This window comes from Microbacterium meiriae, from assembly GCF_032364335.1.
Classification (GTDB): domain Bacteria; phylum Actinomycetota; class Actinomycetes; order Actinomycetales; family Microbacteriaceae; genus Microbacterium; species Microbacterium meiriae.
The window spans coordinates 3,297,835-3,321,314 of record NZ_CP133984.1; the positions used below are offsets into that span (position 1 = coordinate 3,297,835).

Consider the following 23,480-nt stretch of genomic DNA (forward strand, 5'->3'; position numbering starts at 1 on the left):
CGCACGACCTGCGGGCAGGATGGGGGCATGATCCGTGCCGTGCTCTTCGACCTCGACGGGGTCGTCCGTCACTTCCTCCACGACCCGGACCTGGAGGCGCGGCACGGAATTCCGGCCGGGATGATCGCCCGCATCGCGTTCGCGTCACCGTTGATCGACGCGGTCACCACGGGGAACCTCACTCGCGAGGAGTGGATCGTCCGAGTCGGCGAGGCCGCGGGATCCGCAGCCGCCGCGCGGGAATGGGGACGCACACCGTTCGCCGCCGACCCGGACGTGCTCGCGCTCGTCGACGAGCTGCGCTCTCACGGGATGATGTGCGCCATCCTCACGAACGGCACGGACACCATCGCCGAGGAGCTTCACGACAGCGGCATCGCCGCGCACTTCGATCGCGTGTTCAACTCCGCGGACATCGGATACGCCAAGCCGGATGTCCGGGCGTTCGGACACGTGGTCGCCGACCTCGCCATCGCGCCGGAGGAGGTCTTCTTCCTCGACGATTCGCCGGGGAAGCTCAGCGGCGCACGGACGCTCGGCATGACCACGCACCACTACACGGGAGTCTCCGCGTTGCGCACCGCTCTCGACGCCGCCGGCGTTCCCGGCGCGACGGCATCGACGCCGATCCCTTAGGGCGCCACATCCTTCGGGCGTCGCGCCGTTCGGGATCGGGGTCACTTGCCCCCGGGCGGGCCGACCAGCAGGAGGATCACGTACAGCGCGACGATTCCCACGACGAGCAGCACCGCGAGCACCCAGGGGCGACGCAGGAACCAGCGCATCAGGCGGTCGTACCAGCGGTGGTCGCGCGGGTCGTCGGACGCGTCGAGACGCCAGTCACCCCGGAGACGACCGGTGCGGTGCAGCCAGATCTCCATCGGGATGGTCGCGTACGGGACGACGGCGCTGACGACCGCGAGCACCCCGACGCCCGGGTGCCACCGCTGGTTGAGCGCGACGAGGACGGCGGTCGCGGCATAGGCGAGGAACACGAACCCGTGGATGCCGCCGCCGACCGTCACCACGACTCCGGGGGCTCCGACGGCGCGGGCGATGATCGCGGCGATGAGGATGGTCCAGGTGATCGCCTCCGCGATCGCGAGGACACGGTACAGGCGGCCAGGGGTGCGGAACACGGAACTCCTCGGGTGGGGTACCCCTCCAGCGTATCCCGCTTCGAATCGCCCACTGTGCCCCATCCGCCGCCGGAATGGAGCAAGGTGAGCGACTCGAAGGGGAATAGGGGGACAGCAGGCGACGTTGCCGAAGGCATGGTGACGGTGGATGCGGATGCGCTGTCCTCTGTGCTCGGCACGGTGGACCTGCGCGTGGGGATCGCCCGTCGGGTGCAGCTGGGCCGCGGGGGACTGCTGCCGCTGGCTCCCGGCCGGATCACCCTCGTCTACATCGCCGACGGCGCCGTGCATGGGCATCCGCCTCTCGGCACCGGCTGCCGTCTCGACGTGGACCGCTCGTCGCAGCAGCTCATACTCGAGGAGCCCGGCCGCCGAGACCGCCTCGTCACCGGCGATGCCTTCCTGCTGCTCCGCGGCGACACCTTCGCACTGGAGGCCGCCGTCGAGACTGCACTCCTCGTCGTCGACATCGAGCTCGCGGACACCGCGTCTCCCCTCCCGGCACTCCTGCCGCCCTTCCTCACGGTGACAGGGTTCGACGCGCTGGAGCCGGCCGCCGCCGCCCTCGCCGAGAACATGGGGATCGTCGACGCGGCCGCGTGCCCCGTGCGCCAGGGCGACCCGCTGATCTGCCGGATGATGGCGACCACCGTGCTGCTCTCGGTGATCCGCGCCTGGGCGGCCAACGGCTGTGCGCCCGCCGGATGGCCCTCGCTGTCGAAGGACCCCTTCCTCGACCGCGTGGTGGACGCCATCCACGAGCAGCCGGGCCGGGACTGGACCGTCGAACGCCTGGCCGCTGTCGGCGCCATGTCACGGTCGGCCTTCGCGGAGCGGTTCCGTCTCGCCGTCGGCCGCTCCCCCGCCGACTACGTCACCGAGGTGCGCATCAACGCCGCGAAGCGGATGCTCCAGGCCGGGCAATCCGTGTCGAGCGTCTCGCGCGAGCTCGGCTACGCCTCGGACGAGGGTTTCAGCCGCGCGTTCCGTCGCCGCACGGGCATGACCCCGTCCTCCTGGCGCGGCTCGCACTCCCTCGTGCCTGCCTGATCTGCCTGATCCCCACACCCTCGTCCCAGCCTCGGGGCGGGCACGACTTCGGAGACCCGGGGCGACACGCCGTCTCCGAAGCCCGAGGCGACGGCGTGTCGGCGGCCGGCTCCGAAGTTGTGCCCGGGCAAGCAGGGGTCAGGAGCGGGAGCTGCGGCGGTTGGAGAGGCCGAACAGCACGGCGCCGGCGAGGAGCGAGACCGCGCCGATCGTGTAGACGAGCTCGACGCTCAGGGTGTCGACGAGGAGTCCGCCGACGCCGGCCGCGAGCGTGATCGCGCCCTGGAACCCGACCACCACGAGGCTCCCCCCGGCCTCCAGGCGGTCCGGCATGCGGTGGCCCACCCAGGTGTTCACGACGATCAGCCACGACGAGAAGAAGAAGCCCCAGAGGAGCACGACGGCGCCGATGCCGATGATCGATCCGGAGAAGAGCACCATCGACAACACGGCGGCCGAGATCACCAGCGGCGCGAACACCGCGAAGAAGGCGAAGGAGCGGTCGATCACCAGGCCGATGGAGAGATTGCCGAGGAGTCCGCCCACGCCGAACAGCGCCAGCAGCAGGACGATCGTCGAGGCGTCCACGTCCGGGATGCGCTCCAGCGCGAGGCGGACGTAGGTGTAGGCGAGGAAGTGTCCGAGCACGACGAGGACGTGTCCGACCATGCCGAGGCCGATGCCGGGCCGCCGTACCGTGTCGACGAGCAGACGGGGGCTCGACGCGCGCTCGGCCGGAACGGTCGGCAGCGCCCACCGCAACGCGACGGCGAGCACCACCATCAGCACTCCCGCGATCGCGAACACGGCACGCCAGTCGACGACCTCGCTCAGCATGACCCCGAGCGGCACTCCGGCGACCGTGGCGAGGGAGACCCCGGCGGAGGTGAACATCACCCCGCGACCGAGATGCTCGGACCCCGCGAGCCGCGCGGCGACCGTGATCGACATCGTCCAGTAGGCGCTGATCGCCGCTCCCAGCAGGAAGCGTGCCAGCAGCACGACGACGAGGTTCGGCGCGATCGCGACGATGAGGTTCGACACGGCCGCGGCGAGCGCCATCCACACCAGCAGCGATCGGCGGTCCAGACGGGGGAACACGAGACCGACGGTCGGAGCGACGAAGAGTCCGACGAGGGCCGTGACGGTGACGGTCTGCCCGGCCTGCCCGGGGGTCACCCCGAGGCCGTCCGCCATCTCGGTGAGCACCCCGTTGGGGAGGAACTCGGCGGTCACCAGCAGGAACCCCATCACCATGAGGGCGATGAGCCCTCCGTAGCGGATGCGGTCGGCGCGGGTCGTCGGCAGGGTCGGGACGGGGGCGGTCGTGGTCATGCTTCCAGACTCGCAACGGGAACGGGGCCGCGCCCGACCGGTCGTCCGCCGCATCCGACCGATCGTCCGCCCCTGGACAACCTCCGATCAGACCCCCTAGGCTCGACGACGCACCGGGACGCACCCGGGAAGCCCGAGCGAAGGAGGCGATGAGATGAACGCTGTCGTCGTCGCGCCTTTCGCCGACCACCTTCCCTTCGAGGCCACCCGCTCCTGATCGCCGCGTGGCCTCCTTCCTGGAGCCACACCGTGACCGAATCCCCCGCTTCCTCGGAAGCCGCGTCCTTCGACGCCACCTCCTTCGATTCCCTCGAGACCGCCCTCTCCTTCGCCGAGGTCGAGCCCGGCGCCAACCAGCGCTGGACGACCTGGCCGTCATCCACCCCCACCGAGCGCGGGCCGGAACCGCGCCCCGCGTGGGTCGTGACCTCCGCCGGCGCCCTGGACACCGAGCTCGGCATCCTGAAGACCGGCAAGGAGGCCGACGTGTTCCTGCTGGAGCGCGCCGTGCCCGACGACCCCGCGCAGCGCACGCTCCTCGCCGCCAAGCGCTACCGCGGCATCGAGAACCGGAGCTTCCAGCGCTCCGCGGTCTACACCGAGGGGCGCAGCACGCGGAACACCCGCGACACCCGCGCCCTCGCCAAGAAGACCGCCCACGGACGGGAGGTCGCCGCAGCCCAGTGGTCGCTCGCGGAGTTCGAGGCCCTGTGCCGGATGTGGGAGCGCGGCGCCCCGGTCCCCTATCCCGTGCAGGTCAGCGGCACCGAGGTGCTCATGGAGTTCCTCGGCGACGACCGGGGCATCGCGGCACCCCGGCTCGCGCAGGTGCGCGGGTCGAACGCCGAACTGCAGGAGTACTTCGCGCAGGTGGTCGAGCTCATGCGGGTCTTCGCCGCCGCGGGCTTCGCGCACGGCGACCTCTCCGCCTACAACCTCCTTGTGCACAACGGGCGGGTCCGGGTGATCGACCTGCCGCAGATCGTCGACGTGATCGCGAATCCGCAGGGCCTCGACCTGCTGCACCGCGACTGCGTCAACGTGTGCGACTGGTTCACGCGGCGGCGGGTGCAGTGCGACGCCGAGGCCCTGTTCGCCGACCTCCTCGGGACCCTCTTCTGACCCCTGCGGTCAGGAGGCGAGGCGGGCCGCCAGAAGGGTCACCAGCTCGTAGACGACGTGGCTCGCGGCGATCCCGGTCATCTGGGCGTGGTCGTAGGCGGGCGACACCTCCACCACGTCCGCGCCGACGATGTCGCGGTCGCGCAGGGCACGGAGGATGCGCAGCAGCTCGCGGCTCGTGAGCCCACCGGCCTCGGGGGTCCCCGTGCCGGGCGCGTGCGCGGGGTCGAGCACGTCGATGTCGATCGAGACGTACAGCGGCTTGTCGCCGATGCGGGTGAGGATGCGGTCGATCGCCGCCTCCACCCCGTGCTCCTCGATGTACTCGCTGGAGACGATGGAGAAGCCGAGGCGCTCGTCGTCCTCGAGATCCTGCTGGGAGTACAGGGGACCGCGGGTGCCGACGTGGCAGCTGGCGGTGAGGTCGATCAGCCCCTCCTCGCTCGCGCGCCGGAAGGGGGTGCCGTGCGTGATGGGCGCCCCGAAGTAGGTGTCCCACGTGTCGAGATGCGCGTCGAAGTGCAGGACGGCGACGGGTCCGTGCTTCGCGGCCACCGCCCGCAGCAGGGGCAGGGCCACCGTGTGGTCGCCGCCGATCGTGACGATGCGCTGCACCCGCTCGCCCAGCGCCAGCGCTGCACGCTCGACCTCGGTGACGGCCTCCGTGAGGTCGAAGGGGTTCACGGGGATGTCCCCCGCGTCCACCACCTGCGCCACCTGGAACGGCGACACATCCTGCGCGGGGTTGTAGGGGCGCAGCAGCCGGGACGACTCCCGCACATGGGACGGGCCGAAGCGGGTGCCGGGGCGGTAGCTCACCCCGGAGTCGAACGGGATACCGACCACGGCGATGTCGGCGCGCGGCACGTCCTCGATGCGGGGCAGGCGGGCGAAGGTGGCGATGCCGGAGTACCGCGGGTTCACGGAGGCGTCGACGGGGCCGATGTTGTCGGTCATTTCTCGTTCCTGTTCGTCGGGAGGTGTGGGTCTCAGAGGGCGTGCTGCGGGATGTGCACGAGCTGCACCCCGCCGTCGGCGATGGCCGCGCGGATGCTCGGGGCGATGTCGGCGCGCGACGCCACGCGCCGTCCGGTCGCCCCGAAGGCCGTCGCGAGCGCGGCCCAGTCGGGCTGGACGAGGTCGACGCCGACGGGCGCCATCCCGCGGTCGAGTTCGTTCTGCCGGATCTCGGCGTACCCGCCGTTGTCGACGCAGACCACCGTGACGTCGAGACGCTGCTCGACGGCGGTGACGAGCTCGTTCACGCAGAACATCAGGGCGCCGTCGCCGATGACGGTGACGACGGGGCGCTCCGTCTGCGCGACCGCCGCACCGATCGCGGCGGGGAGGCCGTAGCCGAGCGTGGCGTAGGTCGGCGTGTAGAGGAGGGAATGCGGATGCTCCTGCCGCAGCACGCTGCCGAGCGCCAGATAGACGATCTGGGAGGAGTCGCCCGCGATGATCGCGTCGGCGGGGAGGGCGTCGGCGATGACCTCGGCGAGCACGACGGTGTCCGGCGCGGTCTCCCGCGTCTCGGCCGCGATCGCGGCCCGCTCGACCGTGAGGTCCCGAGCGGGGCGGGCGGCGTCTGGCAGCAGCGGGAGAAGGGCGTCGGTCACCGCGGCCGCGTCTCCGGTGAGGCCGACGGTCGCCGCGAGGTTCTTGTCGCGCTGCTCCGGGGAGATGTCGATGCGGATCACGGCACCGCGCGCCTCGAGCCGCGGCGCCCAGAGCTCCGCCTCGCCCAGCTTCGAGCCGATCACGAGGAGCACATCGGCGTCCTCGGCCACGGCGCGGGCGGCGGCCAGACGCAGGTTCGAGCCGAGCGACAGCGGATGCCGCTCGTCGAGCACGGCCTTCCCGTTCAGGGTCGTGAGCACAGGGGCGCCGAGCCGCTCGGCCACCGCGACGATCTGGTGCGCGGCGTCCACCGCGCCCCCACCGGCGACGATCACCGGGGTGCGGGCGGCGGACAGCAGTCGGGCGGCCTCGGCGAGCGCGATCGGGTCTCCGGAGACGCGGTCGGGCATCGACCGCGGCCTCCGGTCCTCCGCAGGCACCTCGGCGGGTGCTTCCAGAACGTCGAGCGGGATCTCGATGTGCACGGGTCGGGGGCGGCCGGTGCGGAAGAGGTGGAATGCGTCATGCACGGCCTGCACCGCTTCCGCTGCGGACGACACCCGCCGCGACCACTCCGCGATCGCCGCGACCATGGCCGTCGCGTCCTTCGTCTCGTGCAGCGTGCCGACGTCGGCGAACTCCGCCCCGAGTGGCACCCCCGGGGACAGGACGATGAGTGGTCGCGACTCGCAGAACGCGGTGCCGATGGCGCTCATCGCGTTCTGCAGACCGGGACCGGAGGTGGTGATCACCACACCGGGAAGGCCGGTCTGCTGGGACCAGCCGTCGGCGCCGTAGCCCGATCCCTGCTCGTGGCGGTTCGTCACGGCGCGGATGCCGAGGTCGGCGAGGGGCCGGTAGAACTCCAGGTTGTGCGTGCCGGGAATGCCGAAGATCGCGGTGATCCCGTAGCCGCGGATGGTCTCCAGGACCGCGCGGCCCGCGGTGTCGGTATACCGGTCGTCTCCGCTGATGTCGGTGCTCATCGGGTCATCCTCACACCGCGTGACGACGGACGCCGTCGACCCAGGTCTCACGGACCTCGATCGCGGCGATCTCCTCGGCAGGCACCGCGAGCGGGTCGCCCGAGAGCACCGCGAAGTCGGCGTACTTGCCCGGCTCCAGCGAGCCGAGGTCGTCCTCCCGTCCGATCGACACCGCGCCCTCGATCGTGTGCGCTCGGAGCGCCGCGATCGCGGAGATGCGCAGGTCGTCCGGGCCGAGCTGGTGTCCGCGGCGGGTGACCCGGGTGACCGCGGTCTGGATCGCCTCCAGGGGGATGGGCTCGGCGACCGGGGCATCCGACGAGATCGTCATGGGCACGCCGGCGCGCTCGAACTCCCCGAGGGGGTTGAAGCGCTCGCCGGGGGTGCCGATGGCCTCCTCCACACCCTCGCCCCAGTTGAAGTAGTGCTGGGTCTGGTTGACGGGACGGATGCCGGCGACCGCCATCCGCTCGATCTGTGCGGGCGTGGGCAGGCCGCAGTGCTCGATGCGGTGCCGGGCGTCGCCGTCCGGACGCTCCGCGAGGGCTGCCTCGACCGCCGACACGACCATCTCGATCGCGGTGGGCGACTGGGCGTGCGTCGCGGTCTGCAGCCCGGCCGCGTGCGCCTTGCGGATGAGCTCCGCGTAATCGGCGGGCTCGTGGTAGAGCTGGCCGGTGCGGCAGGGGTCGCCGACGTAGCCGTCCGGGAAGTACGCGGTCCAACCGCCGAGGGTGCCGTCGGCGTAGAACTTGATGCCGGCGAAGCTCAGGTGCGCGTTGCCGAACTGCCCGACCAGCCCCATCTCCAGCGCCTCGTCGAGCAGGTGCGACAGCAGATACATCGACACCCGAAGCTCGAGCCGCCCGGCCTCGGCCAGCCGCAGATACATGTCGAACTCGCGCCGCGTGACCTGGCAGTCGCCGATCGAGGTGACGCCGCCCGCGAGGAACCGCTGCGTCGCCGCGTCGAGCTGCCGCAGGTGCTCCTCCGGCTCGTCCGCGAGGTGGAAGTTCGGGCCGTGATGGCCGATCTTCACCCCGTGCACGCCGGTGAGGATGTTGCACGCCGCATCCGAGAGTTCACCCGTCAGCTCACCATCGGCGTCGCGGAAGAACTCGCCGCCGTCCGGGTTCGGGGTGTCCCGGTCCACGCCGTTGAGCTCGAGCGTGTACGAGTTCACCACCCCGCCGTGGCCGGAGGCGTTCATGAGGTACACCTCGCGGTCGGCGGCGACCTCGTCGAGCTCGAACCGCGTGGGGTGCCGCTTCTCGGCGAGGTTCCGCTGCTCGTAGCCGTAGCCGCGCACCGGGCGTCCGGCAGGGAGGCCGGCGGCCGCGGCCTTCAGCAGGGCCACGATCTCCGGGATGCTCCCCGCCTTCTCGGGGCCGCAGTCCACCCACGTCATCATCTGCCCGAACATCAGCGGATGCGCGTGTGCGTCCACGAAGCCGGGGACGACGACCGCCTCCCCCAGGTCGACGCGCTCCGGGGTGAGGCCCGCCCGCGCCGCCACGTCCTCGCACTCCGCCGCCGTGCCGAGGGCGACGATGCGCCCCCGGTCGGTCAGCATCGCGGTCGCCGTCGTGTCGGAGGCGTCCGCCGTGTGGATCGCCCGCGCGGTGATGAGGGCGGGAGCGGCCTGGGCCGAGCGGTCGAAGGGAGTGAGCTTTCTCATGGGGAGCCTGTTCGCGGTGGTGGTGTCGTACGGGGAAGGGGCCGGTCAGGGCAGGCGGTTCGCCGTGGTGTCGGTTCGGGCGGTGAAGGATGCCGTCACGGGGGCCTCGTCCGAGTGCTGTGGTGCGAGGCGCGTGCAGATACCGGCGATGAGAGCCATGCCGATGAACATCGCGATGACCGACCAGATGCTGCCCGTCCACGCGATGAGCTGCGTCGCGAACCAGGGCGAGAACCCGGCCCAGATCGCAGCGCCGACACCGTAGGACAGCGCGATGGAGGTGTAGCGGGCCTGCGGACGGAACATCTGCGAGAGCAGCGCGGCGATCGGCGCGTACGTCGCACTCATCGCGATGCGCACGAGCGAGGCGAAGAGGAAGATCAACGGCTCCACGCGTCCGGGCATCAGCAGCAGGAAGGGCGCGAAGGTCAGCACGGAGGTGATGAGACCGATGTACATGACGTTCTTGCGGCCCCACTTGTCGCCGAGCCAGGCGACCGGCAGCGTCACCACGAACTCCACGAAGGAGGCGATCGTCATGGCGTCGAGGATGACCTGCTCGCTGATGGCGACCGTGTCGCCGGTGGCGTAGGCCGTGGCGAAGGTGGTGGCCAGGTAGTAGCCGCCGGTCGAGATGGGCAGGATGCCGATGCCGAGCAGGATCGGACGCCAGTTGGTGCGCAGCGCGAAGGCCAGCGGCATCGACTGTTTGCGACCCTCGACCTTCGCTTCGAAGACCGGGGTCTCCTCGACGCGATAGCGGACCCAGAAGCCGACGCCGACCAGCACGATCGACAGCAGGAACGGGATGCGCCAGCCGCCGTTGATGATGAAGTCGTCGCCCATGCGGGTCATGATCGCGAAGATGCCCGAGGCGAGCAGCGCACCGGCCGGGTTGCCGAGCTGCGTGAAGCCGCCGTAGAACGTCTTCGACTTCTCGGGGGCGTGCTCGACGCTCATGAGCACCGCGCCGCCCCACTCGCCGCCGACCGCGAGGCCCTGCACCGCGCGGAGCAGGATCAGGAGGATCGGAGCGAGGATGCCGATGTTCTCGTACGTCGGGAGGCAGCCGACGAGGACGGTCGCGGCGCCCATCAGCAGCAGTGTGATCACGAGCGAGGTGCGGCGGCCGAGCTTGTCGCCGATGTGGCCGAAGATGATGCCACCCAGCGGGCGGACGAGGAAGGCGACCGCGAAGGTCGCGAAAGCCGCTGCGGTCTCGGCCAGTCGGTCGCCGCTCGGGAAGAACAGCGGACCGAAGACGAGCGCCGCGGCGGTCGCGTAGACGTAGAAGTCGTACCACTCGATGGTGGTACCGACGAAGGCGGCGATGCCGGCGCGGCGCGCCCGGCTGTGGGTGCCGCTGGTGGGGGTAGTGGTCATGGGGGTGCCCGCTCCTTTGCGGAAGATGTCGGATAGCGAAGGATGCTACGGACACTCGGCACCGTGGGCAAGCACAGAACTCCAGTGAGAACAGTGATTCACTGGTGTTCTGTCGCGCTCACCGCACAATCCGCACCTTCCTCGCGGTCGAAGGCCCACCTACACTGTTCGTATGCACGGCGAACCGTGCGATCGCGGGAATCTGACGAAAGCTGCCGGGACCATGGACTTCGACGCCGAACTCATCCGAGCGCTGCAGGAGGACGGGCGCGCGAGCGTCCTCTCCCTCGCCCAGCGCCTCGGCCAGTCCCGCGCCGCGGTGGCCGCCCGCCTGCGGACCATGCTCGCCGACCGCACGGTGCGCGTCGTGGCCGCGGTCGATCCCGTCTTCCTCGGTCAACACGTCCTCGCCCACGTCTCCATCCGCACCGACGGGGCCGTCGAGCTCGTAGCCGAGCACCTGCGCGACATGAGCGAGACCGTGCTGGTGTCGGCGGTCGGCGGGGCGCACGACATCGTCACCGAGGTGCGCGTCGGCTCGATGTCGGAGTTGCACGACCTGCTCGCCCGCATCCGTGGAAGTGCAGGGGTGCTCGATATCAGCACGATCATCTACTCGACGGTCGTCAAGGGCTTCTTCGTCTCGGAATACCACGGCGGCGTCACCCTCGACGCGATCGACGAGGCGCTGATCGAGCAGTTGCAGGCCGACGGGCGCAAGAGCTTCCGCGCGCTGGGGGAAGCGGTGCGCCTCTCCCCCTCGGCCGTCGCGACCAGGGTGCAGCGGCTCATCGACGCCGGCGTCATCAAGATCAGCGCGGTCGAGGCACGCGGCCTCGCGCACCGGCAGCTGTCGATGGGCGTGGGCATGACCCTCGGAGACGACGACGAGGCCGTGATCGAGGAGCTGCGGCGGGGGCGCGGAGTCGACTTCGCGGCGCGGACCCTCGGGCGGTTCGATGCCGTCGCGACCCTCGTGGAGCCCTCAGCCGGAGCCCTATACGCGAGCCTGGAGCGGCTGCGCGCGCTCCCCGGCGTGACCCGGATCGAGGCGTGGCTGCACCTCGCGGTGCTCAAGGAGGACTACGCCCGCACCCTCCGCCCCCTCCGGACGGACTGAGCTCCTCGGCCACTCCACGCCGGGTCGATAACGCGCCTTGCGCTCTCACTCGCGGGCCGTTTTCGCACTCCTACCGCGATGCCGGGTGGGCTCACGCCGGGTCGGAGGCCCCCTCCGCTTTGGCCTTGCGCGCCTCATGGACGTAACGGACGATCCACGCCCCCGCCGCGAGGAACGCGAGCACCACGGTGACGTACGAGTGCCACTCCGGGCCGACGCCATCGATGAGCATGAAGATGCCCACGCTCAGGAAAGCAGCGGCCCCGAGCAGATTCCACTTTCCGTAGCGCTCCATGGTGAGCGATGCTACCGCACGCCCTCTTAAGGGTTCAGAAACGCCCCGCGCACTCTCGCCCGCGGCTCGTTTTCGGACTTCCACCGGGAGAGGTTCATGGGGCGGGACGGATTCCGGGCCTGCGGAGCGGGCGGGCGGAGCGGTATTGAGCCGGCGTACGAGACCGGGCAGCAGGCGGGGCGGCGGGAGACGGGCGCGTCAAGGGGGATGGAGTACCGGAAGTCCGGAGGCAGGATGGCGGCATGGCTGATGAGGAGACCGGAAGCGTCGACGGGGCCGGACCGGAGCGCACGGCGGACGGGCATCACATCGTCGTGAACGGTCGGCGGTGGCGCGCCACCGATCCGTCGATCCCCGAGAACCTGCGACAGGAGCTCGTGGACGAGCTGATGGCCGCGCGGCGCGCGGTCAAGAACGCGGAGCCCGACGCCCGCGGTCGCGTGCGGGATGCGAAGACCGCGCTCGGCGAGCGGGGGGCGCCGTGGTGGGAGGAACCCTCCGCAGCCCAGGCGGAGGAGCGGATCGCCGCGACGATGCGCGCCCTCACCAGGAAGCGCACCGACTCGTCGATCTGTCCGAGCGACGTCGCCCGCGCGGTCGGCGGCGAGGCATGGCGCGACCGGATGCCCGACGTCCGCCGTGTCGCGGCGGACCTCGCCTCCCGCGACGTCGTGGTCGTCACGCAGAAGGGCGAACCGGTCCGGGTCGAAGACGCCCGTGGACCCGTGCGGATCCGTCGCGGTCCCGCCCTCTGACCCCGCCTCGCGCTCGGGGCCGGTGACGGCGCGCCGTCACCGGCCGTTCACCGTCCGCGGCCAGACTTCGAGCATGACCTCACCCGATCCCGCCGCGGGCGCCCCCGAGCCCGTGGCGACAGCGAACAGCGGCGCCGTTGCCGTCGTCGGACTCGAGTTGCGCGGAGACACCCCCGCACCCCGCAAACAGGTGTACTCCTGGGCGCTGTGGGATTGGGCGACGCAGCCGTTCAACACCGTCATCCTCACGTTCGTCTTCACCGCGCTGTACCTCGTCAGCGCCTCATTCCTGCCGCCGGAGGTCGCCGCCCTCGACCCGAGCGACCCGGTCCGCGTCGCCGCGGAGGCCGACCTCGCCTCCGGTCTCGGACTGGGTTCGACGATCGCCGCCCTCGGCATCCTCCTGCTCGCCCCCGTCCTCGGTCAGCGCGCCGACGCCGCCGGACGACAGAAGCTCTGGCTGGGCATCGGCACCGGCGCCCTCATCCTCTGCATGCTGGGGCTGTGGTTCGTGGAGCCGCAGCCGGCCCTGTTCTGGCTCGGCGTCGCGCTGATCTCCGCCGGCTCCGTGTTCGGCGAGATCGCCGCGGTGAACTCCAACGCCATGCTCATCGGCATCGCGAACCCGAAGAACGTCGGCCGCATCTCCGGACTCGGCTGGGGCTTCGGCTACCTCGGCGGCATCATCGCCCTCGTCATCGTCGTCCTGCTGGACACCTTCGACTGGTTCGGAATGTCCACCGACAACGGCCTCGCGTACCGGCTCATCGCGGTGGGATGCGCCGTCTGGGCGATCGTCTTCAGCATCCCGATCTTCCTCAACGTGCCGGAGCCGTCCCTCGGGCGGCCGGAGCGCAAGGTCGGGTTCTTCCGTTCGTACGCTTTGCTCGTGCAAGACGTGATCGGCCTCTACCGCGACCCCCAGACCCGGTCGACGTTCTGGTACCTGCTCGCCAGCGCCGTGTTCCGCGACGGTCTCGGCGGCGTCTTCGCGTTCGGCGCCATCATCGGGACCGCGGTGTTCCGGTTCGGCACCCAGGACATCATCGTCTTCGGCATCGCCGCGAACCTCGTCGCCGGTGTCTCGACCATCATCGCCGGACGCCTCGACGACCGCCTCGGCCCCAAGCGGATCATCCTCGGCTCGATCGGGTCGATGATCGTCGCCGGACTCGCGGTGTTCCTGCTGCGCGACGCCGGGTCCCTCGTGTTCTGGATCGGCGGCCTCGTGCTCTGCGCCTTCGTGGGACCGGCGCAGGCAGCGGCACGGTCCTTCCTCGCCCGCGTCACACCGGCCGGACGGGAAGGCGAGATCTTCGGCCTCTACGCCACGACGGGCAGGGCGGCGAGCTGGATGGCCTCGGCCGCCTGGACCGTGCTGATCGTCGCCACGAGTCAGACCGCATACGGCATCCTCGGCATCGTCATCGTCCTCATCATCGGGTTCCTCCTCCTGCTGCCCGTGAAGGCACCGCGCTGAGTCCGCTCCGTGCACAGCTTCGGACCTCGGAGCCGACACGCCGGCCGTCGGGCCCTGACGGCGGCGAGTCGCGGCGGGGCTCCGAAGCTGTGCCCGGCGAAAGAGCGGGGCCGGCGGGAGTAGCCTGACCCGGTGACCGTCGTCCTCGCCTTCCTCGCCAACATCCTCGTCGCGACCGCGAAGACGGTCGCCGCCGTCATCACCTCGTCCGCGTCGATGGTCGCGGAGGCCGCGCACTCCTGGGCCGACGCGGGGAACGAGATCTTCCTGCTCATCGCCGACCGGCGCGGCGCGAAGACCAAGGACGCCCGGCATCCGCTCGGCTACGGCCGCAACGCGTTCGTCTGGTCTCTCATCGCCGCGTTCGGCATCTTCACCGCCGGCTCGATCGTGTCGATCATGCACGGGATCCAGGAGCTGTCCGACACCGGCCCCGTGGAGAGCCCGGTCGTCGCCTATGTCGTGCTGGGCATCGCCTTCGTGCTGGAGGGGGCGTCGTTCACGCAGGCGATGGTCCGCTCCCGTCGGCTGGCCAAGGAACGCGGGTCCTCCACGTGGGACTTCGTGCTCGAGACGAGCGACACCACACTCCGGGCGGTGTTCTTCGAGGACTCCGCCGCCCTCATCGGCCTCGTGCTGGCGGGCGGATCGATCCTCCTGCACCAGCTCACCGGCGTCGCCGCGTGGGATGCGATCGGGTCGATCCTCGTCGGGATCCTGCTCGGCGTCGTCGCCGTGATCCTGATCGGGCGGAACATCGCGTTCCTCGTGGGCACGTCGGTGTCCCCCGCACTGCGCTCGCGGGTGGGCACGGCCCTCCTCGGCATGGACGAGATCGAGCGGGTCACCTACCTGCACATCGAGTACGTGGGGCCGAATCGGCTGTTCCTCGTCGCCGAGGTCGACCTCGCGGGCGATGCGCGTGAGCACGACGTGGCCCGGCGGCTGCGGGAGGTGGAGCGGCGGATCGAGGCCCACGATGCTGTCGAGACCGTCGTGCTGTCGCTCTCGGTGGACGACGAGACCTCGCTGGATTTCGCTCGGGTGTGAGGCCGGTCAGGCGCGCCAGTTGTCGGCGAGCTTGGTGAGCAGCCGCGCGAGCTCGGTGCGCTCCTCCTCGGTGAAGGACTCCAGCGCGCGGCCGAGCATCTCGCGGCGTTCCCCCCGCATCCCGCGGGCGAGCCGCCGGCCCTCCTCGGTCAGCGCGATGCGGGTGCGGCGGGCGTCGTCCGGATCGGCCTCGCGCCGCACGAACCCGGCCTGCACGCCCTGCTGTACGAGCCGGGACGCCCGCGGCTGATCCACGCCGATCGCCTGCCCGAGCGCACTCACGCTGAGGGGTTCGGGCGCGGCGGCGAGCGCCTCGAGCATGCGGAGACGGGCCGGTCCGCCGAGGCGGCCGCCGTCGGCCATCCAGGGCGGCATCCCCGGGTGACCACGATGGTGAGCGAAGTGCTCGTGCGGGTCGCCGTGAGGGCCGTGACCGTGTGCACCGTGCGGCCCGCCGTGCTCGCGACCGCCGGGTCCGGGGCGGCGTCCGCCCAGTCGGGAGAGCGCCTGCGCGATCGCTTCGGCGGCGTCGGGGGACGCGGGGTCGATCGGATCGGTGGCCATGCCCCGATTTTACATGCAGCTTGACATGCGTCTCCCATCCATGTCACACTGCATACACATGCACACTGACATTGATATGTCGGATGACATCCGTCATCGGTGCACCACAGACCATGAAGGATCACCATGAACACCACGACAGACAACACCTCTGACAACAGCTCCCGTCCGTTCGGCTACTGGCTCAAGGCCGTGGATCGCCTGATGGCCCAGGAATTCGCCACCGCCTTCGCCGCGGAGGGCGTGACCCGTCGCGACTGGCGGTTGCTGAACGTCGTCGACGGCTCGGCGCCCTCGCGCCGCCCGCTGAACCCGCACAAGCTGCACGACCTCGTCGACCGCGGCTGGGTCGAAGCGGACGGCGACGGGTGGACACTCACTGGGGAAGGCCGCGCGGCGAAGGAACGCCTCGGCGCCGCCGTCGACAGCATTCGCGCGAAGGTCGCCGGCGCGGTCTCCGACGAGGAGATGGCGACGACCCTCGCTGCACTCGAGAAGATCGCTCGCGCCTTCGACTGGGACGAGGAGACTCCTCTCCCCCGGAAGCGGCGCCCCGGGTTCGGCTTCGGCCCCCGGCACGGCTTCGGCCGCCGGCGCGGACACGGGCACGGCTTCGGACCCGGACACGGCTTCGGCCCCGGGGACTTCGAGCCCCGGCACGGCTTCGGTGCCGGGCACGGCTTCGGACACGGGGACTTCGAGCCCCGGCACGGCTTCGGACACGGGGACTTCGAGCCCCGGCACGGCTTCGACCGTCACGATGGCGAGGAGGACGGCGGGTACCGCGGACGCGGTCACCACGACGGTCACGCACACCGCGATCACGGTCACGCGCATCGCGGCCACGGCAACGGCCATCGGGCGCAGCGGATGGCTGAGCGCGCATTCGAGCGCGGCTTCGACGCCGGATTCCCCCACGGCCACACCGCCTGACCGTCCCCCTCAAGCGCCTCACCCGACTCCCGGGTGAGGCGCTTTGCGCTTCGCGAAACCGGAGCCGGGATCACTTCCGCGCCTTCGGGCGCCCCCGCGGCACTCTTCTGATCCCCCACCCGTACCCCAGCGCCCCGAGGCGGAGACGCGGACGAAGCGCCCTGAGTCGAGACGGGATCAGAGTCGCGCCTCCACAGCCGCCCCGCGGCACGTTCTTGATCCCACACCTCAGCGATGCGAGTACCCACTCTCCGAACGAGATCAGAATCGCCCCTCCCGAACGCCTCAGCGGCACGTTTTCGATCCCGCCCGGTGATCCAGGCGGGCGGCGCGGGAGGGAGCGGGGACGAGGCGCCCGGTGCATGCGCAAGGGCCCGAGGCGACAAGTACAGGGAAGGCACGTGCGTGGATCAGGAACGGCCCCTCCGTCGCGCCTCGCGGCCCATTTCTCACCCCGCACGCAAGACGGCAGGGCCCGACCGTCGAACGGGGATCAGAAACGCCCCTTCCGGTGGATCTCGGGGCCCGATTCTCATCCCGCACGCGAAGGGGGCAGACCCGGCCGTCGGATGGGATCAGAAGCGGGCCTTCGAAGCGGGATTGCGGGGCGTTCGTGATCCCGCAGGGGGAACGGGGCGTGGGGCCCCGGCCGCGGGATGGGGCTAGAGGGCGAGGAGGGCGAGGGCGGTGTCGGGGGCACCGGCGTCACGGAGACGCGCGCGCATGGCGGCCGCCGCAAGCCCGTACGGCTTGTCGCTCCGCAGGAGGAGCGACCGCGCGTTGGCCTGCTCATTGAGGGCGACGAGCTCGAAGGCCAGGACCTCGACGTCGGCCGCGTCGACCTCGCCCTCCGCCGCCGCGAACCGCAGCTGGGCCTCGATGTACCCGTACCAGTCGACGAGGGCTGCCCGCACGGCATCGCTCACGGGGCCGGGCTTGGAGTCGACGTCCGCCGCAGTCGCCGCGAAGAAGCAGCCGCCCGTGAAGACGCGGTCCTTCGAGTAGACCAAGGCATTGTGGAGGAGCGCGGCCAGGCGATGCGCTCCTCTCGGCTGGGCGCGGGCAGGCTCGATGATCCGCGCGACGAAGATGTCCCGAGCGGCGGCGACCGTCGCGAGCTGCAGGCCCTCCTTGCTCTGGAACAGCGTCGCGATGCTGCTCTTGCTCGACCCCGAGGCCGCGGCGAGGCGCCCGATCGTCACGCCGTCCAGACCCTCGACGGAGGCGAGGTCGGTCGCACTCTCCAGCACGATGCGGCGGGAGGCGTCGCCGCGCGCCCGCCGGCCATCCTGCATCACCGTGTCCGTCATAGCCCTAGTATACGAACGATCGTTCGCCTACTATACGGATGATCGTTCGTATAGTTCGGTGAAGGAGCCCCCATGCCGTCCGCGTCCACCCTCCTCGTCCGCACCCTCCCCGCTGTGGGACGTGTCACTCCCCGCCTCGCCGGCGACCTCGCATACCGGCTGTTCTTCTCCACCCGCCCGCGGATGGGCGTGCGTGCCACCGACGCCGCGACCCATGAGGCCGCCCGCCGCGGGAGCATCCTCGTGCGCGACATCCCCGTCACGACCTACACGTGGGGCGGGGGTCCGCGCACCGTGCTGCTTCTGCACGGCTGGCGTGGCCGCGCCTCGCAGTTCGCGCCACTCGTGCGGGAGCTCGTCGCCGAGGGGCTCCGGGTCGTCGCCTTCGACGCTCCGGCCCACGGCTCCTCCGGCGGGCGGAGGACCGACATCCGCGACTGGGTCGAGGCCGCGCAGGAGCTGGAACACACCCACGGCCCCTTCTCCGCCCTCATCGGCCACTCCTTCGGGGGTCTCGCGGCACTGACCGTCGCCCGGACGTCCGGCCCGGTCCCCGCCGTCGCCGTCGTCGCCGGTGCCGCGGCTCCCGAGGCTTTCCTCGCCCAGTTCGCGCACGACCTCCGCCTCGACCCCGCCACCGCGGAACGGCTCCGCACCCGCTTCCACCGCCGACTCGACCTCGATACCGCCTCCGCCGCCGAGCGATACGACGCGGCCGCGGATCCTCTGCCCGCCGACACCGCGCTGCTCCTCGTGCACGATCGGGGCGACCGCCGGATGACCGACCAGGACACCCTCAGGCTGCACGCCACCCACCGCGGCCGCTCCCGCCTCGTCCGCACCGTGGGTCTCGGCCATACGAAAGTGCTGTCGGCGGACCCGACCCTCGATGCGGTGGTCGCCCTCGTGACCGGAGGACTCGACGCCGTCGATGCGCTCGGCACCGCGACGGGACGGGCAGCCACCGACGCCGCACCGGCAGACCGGGCCGCCGCCCTCCGCAGCGCTACACCCGGATCGGCAGGAAGCCCGCGTCCGGGCCGGCCGCCGCGAACGGCAGCCCGACAGTGGTGATCAGCACCACGAGCGTCACCACGGCCGCCGCGAGCAGCAGGAACAGCACGACGAAGACCACGACGGCGAGCACCCGGTAGCTCCCGGTGTCGGCGACCTCCGGCGCGATCGATCGCTGCGCCCAGTCGTCGGCGGCCGCCGCGGGCTGCTCACCCTGGAGGATCGCGGGCGTCGGACGGGATCGTTCCGAGCGACGGGTCGGGGCCGGAAGCACATCGTCCGCGGCGTCCGGCGTCGCCAGTAGTCCCTCCGGAATCGGCGTCTCCGGTGGCGGGGGCGGGATCACGTCATCGGCGGACGGGATCACCGCATCGGCGGGAGCGATCTCCGGTCCCGCCGCGTCCGGCGGCACTGCCTCGTACGGCGCCCCAGGCTCGTCGGGGGTGGTCCCGCTCGCGTCGCTCATGTCAGCCTCCGACGGCTCCGATGTCGGTCACACCCACGTCCGTGCGGTGGAAGTTCTGGAAGGAGCGGGACGCCGTCGGTCCGCGCTGGCCCTGGTAGCGGTTGCCGTAGGGGCCGGAGCCGTACGGGTTCTCCGCCGGCGAGGTGAGCCGGAAGAAGCAGAGCTGGCCGATCTTCATGCCGGGCCACAGCTTGATCGGCAGCGTCGCCACGTTCGCGAGCTCCAGGGTCACGTGCCCGGAGAAGCCCGGGTCGATGAAGCCGGCGGTCGAGTGGGTGATGAGCCCGAGGCGACCGAGAGAGGACTTGCCCTCCAGCCGGGCGGCGACGTCGTCCGGCAGGGTGACCTGCTCGAACGTGGCCCCCAGCGCGAACTCGCCGGGGTGCAGGATGAAGGGCTCGTCCGGGTCGACCTCGATCAGCCGTGTGAGCTCGGGCTGATCGACCGAGGGGTCGATGAACGGGTACTTGTGGTTGTCGAAGAGGCGGAAGTAGCGGTCCAGCCGCACATCGATGCTCGACGGCTGAATCATCTCCGGCGCATGCGGTTCCAGGCCGACGCGGCCGGAGGCGAGTTCTGCTCTGATATCGCGATCGCTGAGAAGCACGGCACAAGCCTAGTCACGAGCGACCCGCGCTTTGGCCATCCGGCCTGCGACAGGTAGGCTTGCTCCACCTGCTCTCGGGCGGGTACGGGGCTGTAGTTCAATGGTAGAACTTCTGCTTCCCAAGCAGACAGCGCGGGTTCGATTCCCGTCAGCCCCTCCACTTCTCTGATCCTCGCCTCGACGCGACCGATTCGGCGTCCCCCTCGCTGACCGACCGGCATCCATCGAAAGAGGGAGACTTCCCTCCATCGTCTTGACGATGTCGCCGCACGACGCTCCTGGTGGAGTGACAGGTATGGCAGATTCTCGCGCTCTTCGGCGCTTTCCCGAGTGGATGACCTCCCGTGGCGGCGCATGGATCATGCTCGGCGTGGTCCTCCTGATCATGACGGCTCTCTTCGGCCTGTTCGGGTCGGCGAAGGCCCCGGCCGGCAACGAGCAGGCCCCCGCGGGATCGGAGTCGGCGCGAGCGAGCGCCCTGCTGGCCGAGATCCCGAACGCGGATCGCCAGTCCGTGATCGTGGTCGCGTCGCGCAACGACGGCGCGACGCTCTCGGCACAGGACGTCGACGCCCTCGAAAGTCTCCTCCCGGTGCTCGGCACGCACGCGGACGCGGATCCGACGGGGCCTCTCGTGAGCGAGGACGAGAAGGCCGCAGTTCTGGTGACGCCGATCGCGGTAGGTCAGACGAGCACCGACACCGCCGCCGTGATCTCGGCGCTCCGCGCCGACGTCGACGAGCACGCCCCGGAGGGGATGAACCTGCTCGCGACGGGCGGACCGGCCTTCGGCGCCGATATCGCCGCCTCCTTCGAAGGGGCCGACTTCACCCTGCTGCTCGTGACCATCCTGATCGTCGCGGTACTCCTCATCGTCACGTACAGGTCACCGGTGCTGTGGCTGCTGCCGCTCGCCGCCGTCGGCCTGGCCGACGGACTCGCCGGCCGCCTGACCGCGGCTGCCGGTTCCACGTGGGACCTGCAGTTCGACGCCGGGATCATCAGCGTCCTCGTCTTCGGCGCCGGGACCAACTACGCCCTGCTCCTAATCTCGAGGTACCGGGAAGAGCTCGCCACCACCACAAACCATCGCCGGGCGCTCAGCACCGCGTGGCGGCGGACCGCTCCGGCGATCCTCGCCTCGAACCTCACCGTCGTCCTCGCACTCTTGACGCTCGTCCTCGCGGTGATCCCCGGCACGCACGGGCTCGGCGTCTCCTCCGCGATCGGCCTGCTGGTCGCCCTGGCGTCCGTCCTCTTCCTGCTGCCTCCCCTGCTGGCGGTGTGCGGACGGAACGTGTTCTGGCCGTTCGTCCCTCGTCCCGGAGCTGCCGCACGGCGCGGCGGGGTGTGGCGGACGATCGCGACGCGCGTCGTGAGCCGGCCGATCGTGAGCCTCCTCGGGGGTGCGGCCCTGCTGGCCGTGATGACGGTCGGCCTCGTCGGGACGACCGTCGGGCTCGACCAGGTCGACAAGTTCCGGGTCCCGTCCGAGTCCGCGACGGGTCTCGAGGTGCTCTCGAACCACTTCCCGGCAGGAGAGGCGCAGCCGATCCTCATCGTCACGGACAGCGGCGAAGCCGAAGCCGTCCTCACTGCGGCGCGCGACGTGGAGGGCATCGTCCGCGCCACTCCTGTCGGGACGACGGACGATGAGAAGCTCACGAAGATCCTGGTGACCAGCGAGTACGCGCCCAGCACCGAGGAAAGCCTCGCCCAGATCACCGAACTCCGCGATGCCGTGCACGCTGTGCCGGGGGCCGGGGCGGTCGTCGGCGGTGCGGTGGCGACGGATCTCGACGCCCGTGCCGGGAACCTCGCGGATCTCGGCGTCGTGGTGCCCCTGGTCCTGGCGGTGAGCTTCCTGGTGCTCGTGTTCCTGCTGCGGTCGCTGGTCGCCCCGCTGCTGCTCCTCGCCGTCAATGTGGCGAGCGCCGTGGCCGCCATCGGTGCCGGGGCCTGGCTCAGTCGCGTGCTGTTCGGACAGCACGCGCTCGATCTCCCCGTGCCGCTGCTGGCCTTCCTGTTCCTGGTCGCCCTCGGCATCGACTACACGATCTTCCTCGTCCACCGTGCGCGGACCGAGGCAGCGCTCCGGGGTACGCGCGAGGGCGTGGTCGAAGCGGTCGCCCACACCGGCGGCGTCATCACGAGCGCCGGGATCGTCCTCGCCGCCGTGTTCGCGGCGCTCGGCGTCCTGCCGCTGGTGACCCTCGGGCAGCTCGGGCTGATCGTCGGCGTGGGCGTGATCGTCGACACCCTGGTGGTCAGGACCGTGATCGTCCCGGCGCTCTTCGCGCTCGTCGGTGACCGCATCTGGTGGCCGGGACGACCTGCCTCCGGACGCGTCGCTGACGCGAGGTGATCACGGTGGAGACCGGTGCACCCGCTCAGGCCACCGGACGATACCGCTGCATGACGGCACCGGAGCGGAACTCCCGCCGTTCCACCAGTTCGAGTCGCAGACGCTCCTGCACGCCGTCGAGCAGCCGAGGGCCGTGCCCCGCGACGACCGGATGCACCACGAACACGTACTCGTCGATCAACCCGAGGTCCGCGAGGGTCGCGGGCAGGGCCACCCCGCCGACCGACAGGCCCGCCCCCGGCTCATCCTTCAGCTGCCGCACCGCCTCCGAGAGATCGCCGCGCACGAGGTCCGCGTTCCAGTCGACGGCATCGAGCGTCGACGACACCACGTGCTTCGGCATGCCATCGATGGTCTCGGCGAAGGGCGTCTCCCACTCCTCCATCCAGTCCGGCCAGACCCCGGATTCCGGACGCCGCCACGCGGCCCGCATCATGTCGTACGTCACCCGTCCGTAGAGCAGAGCGTCGGCGCGCTCCAGCTCCGCGGTCCAGAAGCGCATCGACTCCTCATCCGGCGGGAGCCCCGCCTCGTGATGGCAGCAGCCGTCGAGTGTCACGTTGATCGCGTACCGCAGCGGCCTCATCGGAGCTCTCCGACCGGAATCGGCACCGTCAGCACATTGCCGGGTGGCGCCAGCGGGCACGCCCACGCCGGGTCGTAGGCGCACGACGGGTTGTACGCGAAGTTGAAGTCGAGCACGATCGTGCCGCGGCGTGGGTCGGCCCCGAGGTCCGCGCCCTTGACCGTGTCGACGAGGTACCGCCCTCCGCCGTACGTCCCTCCGTCCTGCCCGGCGGAGGCATCGCGCACCGGCACGAACAGGCCGCCGCCGTAGGAGGCGAGCCGCCACACGTCGAGAGACCCGACGTCAGGGATCTCCACGACGCCGACGCGCTCGAACGGCACGACGCCATCCGTCCCGGTCGCGAACTCGAACGTGGCCGGATCCGTGTCGAGGATCGGGAGCTCGAACCGCCAGGCGGAGTCGTACGGCGCGATCGGGAGTCCCTCGAACAGTGCCCTGTCCTCCGGAAGGAGGGGCGTCGCCGGGTGACGCAGCAACAGGTCGTCCCGTTCGATGCGCCACAGCTCGTGCGCCTCCTCCGGGAAGTCGGCCCGTCGCACCGCTTCGTACAGGGCGAACACCCGCCGCCGCCAGTCGACGACCTCGACAGCCGTCTGCGCATTCGTCATGCGCCCACGGT

23 protein-coding genes and 1 tRNA gene are annotated in these 23,480 nt (G+C 70.9%); 11 read left to right on the forward strand and 13 right to left on the reverse strand.

Annotated elements, in window-relative coordinates:
- The first annotated feature begins 27 nt into the window (after positions 1 to 27).
- A complete protein-coding gene (locus RI211_RS16075) occupies positions 28 to 636 on the forward strand; it encodes an HAD-IA family hydrolase (protein WP_315636602.1) in 609 nt (202 codons plus the stop codon).
- A 41-nt stretch (positions 637 to 677) separates the two neighbouring features.
- Here the strand turns inward: RI211_RS16075 and RI211_RS16080 are convergent, their stop codons facing one another.
- Positions 678 to 1,139, reverse strand: a complete 462-nt coding sequence (locus RI211_RS16080; RefSeq protein ID WP_187662657.1) for a DUF3817 domain-containing protein — start codon at positions 1,137 to 1,139, stop codon at positions 678 to 680.
- Between the two features lie 135 nt (positions 1,140 to 1,274).
- Here RI211_RS16080 and RI211_RS16085 point away from each other — a divergent pair, with 135 nt between their 5' ends.
- Complete coding sequence (locus tag RI211_RS16085; protein WP_315636603.1) at positions 1,275 to 2,189, forward strand: helix-turn-helix transcriptional regulator; 915 nt, start codon at positions 1,275 to 1,277, stop codon at positions 2,187 to 2,189.
- A 138-nt stretch (positions 2,190 to 2,327) separates the two neighbouring features.
- On the opposite strand, the gene RI211_RS16090 is transcribed toward RI211_RS16085, so the two are convergent.
- Positions 2,328 to 3,524, reverse strand: coding sequence for an MFS transporter (locus RI211_RS16090; RefSeq protein WP_315636605.1), 1,197 nt, complete (start codon positions 3,522 to 3,524; stop codon positions 2,328 to 2,330).
- Between the two features lie 249 nt (positions 3,525 to 3,773).
- On the opposite strand from RI211_RS16090, the gene RI211_RS16095 reads away from it, so the two are divergent.
- Entirely contained in the window at positions 3,774 to 4,646 is an 873-nt protein-coding gene (locus RI211_RS16095; protein WP_315636607.1) for a serine protein kinase RIO, read from the forward strand.
- A gap of 9 nt (positions 4,647 to 4,655) precedes the next feature.
- On the opposite strand, the gene speB is transcribed toward RI211_RS16095, so the two are convergent.
- The 4 genes from speB to RI211_RS16115 are packed head-to-tail and all read right to left on the reverse strand — an operon-like array spanning position 4,656 to position 10,313.
- Positions 4,656 to 5,603 (reverse strand): agmatinase, encoded by a 948-nt coding sequence (speB, locus tag RI211_RS16100; RefSeq protein WP_315636609.1) that lies wholly within the window; start codon positions 5,601 to 5,603, stop codon positions 4,656 to 4,658.
- 32 nt (positions 5,604 to 5,635) lie between these two features.
- Positions 5,636 to 7,252 carry a thiamine pyrophosphate-binding protein gene (locus tag RI211_RS16105; protein ID WP_315636611.1) on the reverse strand — a complete coding sequence of 539 codons (1,617 nt, stop codon included), beginning with the start codon at positions 7,250 to 7,252 and terminating at the stop codon, positions 5,636 to 5,638.
- Positions 7,253 to 7,262: 10 nt separating this feature from the next.
- The gene (locus RI211_RS16110) at positions 7,263 to 8,930 is read right to left on the reverse strand and encodes an amidohydrolase (RefSeq protein ID WP_315636613.1); all 1,668 of its coding nucleotides are present in this window, start codon (positions 8,928 to 8,930) and stop codon (positions 7,263 to 7,265) included.
- A 45-nt stretch (positions 8,931 to 8,975) separates the two neighbouring features.
- Positions 8,976 to 10,313, reverse strand: a complete 1,338-nt coding sequence (locus RI211_RS16115; RefSeq protein ID WP_315636615.1) for an MFS transporter — start codon at positions 10,311 to 10,313, stop codon at positions 8,976 to 8,978.
- Positions 10,314 to 10,485: 172 nt separating this feature from the next.
- On the opposite strand from RI211_RS16115, the gene RI211_RS16120 reads away from it, so the two are divergent.
- Complete coding sequence (locus tag RI211_RS16120) at positions 10,486 to 11,433, forward strand: Lrp/AsnC family transcriptional regulator (protein WP_315636617.1); 948 nt, start codon at positions 10,486 to 10,488, stop codon at positions 11,431 to 11,433.
- A gap of 91 nt (positions 11,434 to 11,524) precedes the next feature.
- Here RI211_RS16120 and RI211_RS16125 read toward each other — a convergent pair whose 3' ends face one another.
- Positions 11,525 to 11,728: a hypothetical protein gene (locus RI211_RS16125; RefSeq protein ID WP_315636619.1), complete on the reverse strand. Its 204-nt coding sequence runs from the start codon at positions 11,726 to 11,728 to the stop codon at positions 11,525 to 11,527.
- Positions 11,729 to 11,970: 242 nt separating this feature from the next.
- Between RI211_RS16125 and RI211_RS16130 the strand changes: the two genes are divergently transcribed.
- From RI211_RS16130 to RI211_RS16140, 3 genes are all read left to right on the forward strand, one after another.
- Positions 11,971 to 12,483 (forward strand): DUF3253 domain-containing protein, encoded by a 513-nt coding sequence (locus RI211_RS16130; RefSeq protein ID WP_315636621.1) that lies wholly within the window; start codon positions 11,971 to 11,973, stop codon positions 12,481 to 12,483.
- A 73-nt stretch (positions 12,484 to 12,556) separates the two neighbouring features.
- Complete coding sequence (locus RI211_RS16135; protein ID WP_315636623.1) at positions 12,557 to 13,963, forward strand: MFS transporter; 1,407 nt, start codon at positions 12,557 to 12,559, stop codon at positions 13,961 to 13,963.
- 132 nt (positions 13,964 to 14,095) lie between these two features.
- The gene (locus RI211_RS16140) at positions 14,096 to 15,013 is read left to right on the forward strand and encodes a cation diffusion facilitator family transporter (protein ID WP_315636625.1); all 918 of its coding nucleotides are present in this window, start codon (positions 14,096 to 14,098) and stop codon (positions 15,011 to 15,013) included.
- A 6-nt stretch (positions 15,014 to 15,019) separates the two neighbouring features.
- Here RI211_RS16140 and RI211_RS16145 read toward each other — a convergent pair whose 3' ends face one another.
- A complete protein-coding gene (locus RI211_RS16145; protein ID WP_315636627.1) occupies positions 15,020 to 15,577 on the reverse strand; it encodes a MarR family winged helix-turn-helix transcriptional regulator in 558 nt (185 codons plus the stop codon).
- A gap of 126 nt (positions 15,578 to 15,703) precedes the next feature.
- Here RI211_RS16145 and RI211_RS16150 point away from each other — a divergent pair, with 126 nt between their 5' ends.
- Entirely contained in the window at positions 15,704 to 16,510 is an 807-nt protein-coding gene (locus tag RI211_RS16150) for a MarR family winged helix-turn-helix transcriptional regulator (RefSeq protein WP_315636629.1), read from the forward strand.
- A 662-nt stretch (positions 16,511 to 17,172) separates the two neighbouring features.
- Here the strand turns inward: RI211_RS16150 and RI211_RS16155 are convergent.
- Positions 17,173 to 17,820, reverse strand: coding sequence for a TetR family transcriptional regulator C-terminal domain-containing protein (locus RI211_RS16155; RefSeq protein WP_259952486.1), 648 nt, complete (start codon positions 17,818 to 17,820; stop codon positions 17,173 to 17,175).
- Positions 17,821 to 17,892: 72 nt separating this feature from the next.
- On the opposite strand from RI211_RS16155, the gene RI211_RS16160 reads away from it, so the two are divergent.
- Positions 17,893 to 18,894, forward strand: a complete 1,002-nt coding sequence (locus tag RI211_RS16160; RefSeq protein ID WP_315636634.1) for an alpha/beta hydrolase — start codon at positions 17,893 to 17,895, stop codon at positions 18,892 to 18,894.
- On the opposite strand, the gene RI211_RS16165 is transcribed toward RI211_RS16160, so the two are convergent.
- Positions 18,827 to 19,300 (reverse strand): hypothetical protein, encoded by a 474-nt coding sequence (locus RI211_RS16165; protein WP_187662671.1) that lies wholly within the window; start codon positions 19,298 to 19,300, stop codon positions 18,827 to 18,829. The two genes, RI211_RS16160 and RI211_RS16165, sit on opposite strands and share 68 nt — an antisense overlap.
- 1 nt (position 19,301) lies before the next feature.
- Positions 19,302 to 19,907, reverse strand: coding sequence for a dCTP deaminase (dcd, locus tag RI211_RS16170; protein WP_315636636.1), 606 nt, complete (start codon positions 19,905 to 19,907; stop codon positions 19,302 to 19,304).
- Between the two features lie 86 nt (positions 19,908 to 19,993).
- On the opposite strand from dcd, the gene RI211_RS16175 reads away from it, so the two are divergent.
- A tRNA-Gly gene (locus tag RI211_RS16175) sits at positions 19,994 to 20,067 on the forward strand.
- Between the two features lie 174 nt (positions 20,068 to 20,241).
- The gene (locus RI211_RS16180) at positions 20,242 to 22,272 is read left to right on the forward strand and encodes an MMPL family transporter (RefSeq protein ID WP_315636638.1); all 2,031 of its coding nucleotides are present in this window, start codon (positions 20,242 to 20,244) and stop codon (positions 22,270 to 22,272) included.
- Positions 22,273 to 22,297: 25 nt separating this feature from the next.
- Here the strand turns inward: RI211_RS16180 and RI211_RS16185 are convergent, their stop codons facing one another.
- Positions 22,298 to 22,858 (reverse strand): dihydrofolate reductase family protein, encoded by a 561-nt coding sequence (locus RI211_RS16185; RefSeq protein ID WP_315636640.1) that lies wholly within the window; start codon positions 22,856 to 22,858, stop codon positions 22,298 to 22,300.
- On the reverse strand, positions 22,855 to 23,469 hold the full coding sequence (locus tag RI211_RS16190; RefSeq protein WP_315636641.1) for a DUF1684 domain-containing protein: 615 nt from the start codon (positions 23,467 to 23,469) through the stop codon (positions 22,855 to 22,857). The genes RI211_RS16185 and RI211_RS16190 overlap by 4 nt, the downstream gene beginning before the upstream one ends.
- Between the last annotated feature and the right edge of the window lie 11 nt (positions 23,470 to 23,480).

Coding starts and splice junctions, on each gene's coding strand:
- RI211_RS16075 (WP_315636602.1), top strand. CDS start 28: ATGATCCGTGCCGTGCTCTTCGACCTCGACGGGGTCGTCCGTCACTTC.
- RI211_RS16085 (WP_315636603.1), top strand. CDS start 1,275: ATGGTGACGGTGGATGCGGATGCGCTGTCCTCTGTGCTCGGCACGGTG.
- RI211_RS16090 (WP_315636605.1), bottom strand. CDS start 3,524: ATGACCACGACCGCCCCCGTCCCGACCCTGCCGACGACCCGCGCCGAC.
- speB (WP_315636609.1), bottom strand. CDS start 5,603: ATGACCGACAACATCGGCCCCGTCGACGCCTCCGTGAACCCGCGGTAC.
- RI211_RS16105 (WP_315636611.1), bottom strand. CDS start 7,252: ATGAGCACCGACATCAGCGGAGACGACCGGTATACCGACACCGCGGGC.
- RI211_RS16110 (WP_315636613.1), bottom strand. CDS start 8,930: ATGAGAAAGCTCACTCCCTTCGACCGCTCGGCCCAGGCCGCTCCCGCC.
- RI211_RS16115 (WP_315636615.1), bottom strand. CDS start 10,313: ATGACCACTACCCCCACCAGCGGCACCCACAGCCGGGCGCGCCGCGCC.
- RI211_RS16120 (WP_315636617.1), top strand. CDS start 10,486: ATGCACGGCGAACCGTGCGATCGCGGGAATCTGACGAAAGCTGCCGGG.
- RI211_RS16125 (WP_315636619.1), bottom strand. CDS start 11,728: ATGGAGCGCTACGGAAAGTGGAATCTGCTCGGGGCCGCTGCTTTCCTG.
- RI211_RS16130 (WP_315636621.1), top strand. CDS start 11,971: ATGGCTGATGAGGAGACCGGAAGCGTCGACGGGGCCGGACCGGAGCGC.
- RI211_RS16135 (WP_315636623.1), top strand. CDS start 12,557: ATGACCTCACCCGATCCCGCCGCGGGCGCCCCCGAGCCCGTGGCGACA.
- RI211_RS16145 (WP_315636627.1), bottom strand. CDS start 15,577: ATGGCCACCGATCCGATCGACCCCGCGTCCCCCGACGCCGCCGAAGCG.
- RI211_RS16150 (WP_315636629.1), top strand. CDS start 15,704: ATGAACACCACGACAGACAACACCTCTGACAACAGCTCCCGTCCGTTC.
- RI211_RS16155 (WP_259952486.1), bottom strand. CDS start 17,820: ATGACGGACACGGTGATGCAGGATGGCCGGCGGGCGCGCGGCGACGCC.
- RI211_RS16160 (WP_315636634.1), top strand. CDS start 17,893: ATGCCGTCCGCGTCCACCCTCCTCGTCCGCACCCTCCCCGCTGTGGGA.
- RI211_RS16165 (WP_187662671.1), bottom strand. CDS start 19,300: ATGAGCGACGCGAGCGGGACCACCCCCGACGAGCCTGGGGCGCCGTAC.
- RI211_RS16180 (WP_315636638.1), top strand. CDS start 20,242: ATGACCTCCCGTGGCGGCGCATGGATCATGCTCGGCGTGGTCCTCCTG.
- RI211_RS16185 (WP_315636640.1), bottom strand. CDS start 22,858: ATGAGGCCGCTGCGGTACGCGATCAACGTGACACTCGACGGCTGCTGC.
- RI211_RS16190 (WP_315636641.1), bottom strand. CDS start 23,469: ATGACGAATGCGCAGACGGCTGTCGAGGTCGTCGACTGGCGGCGGCGG.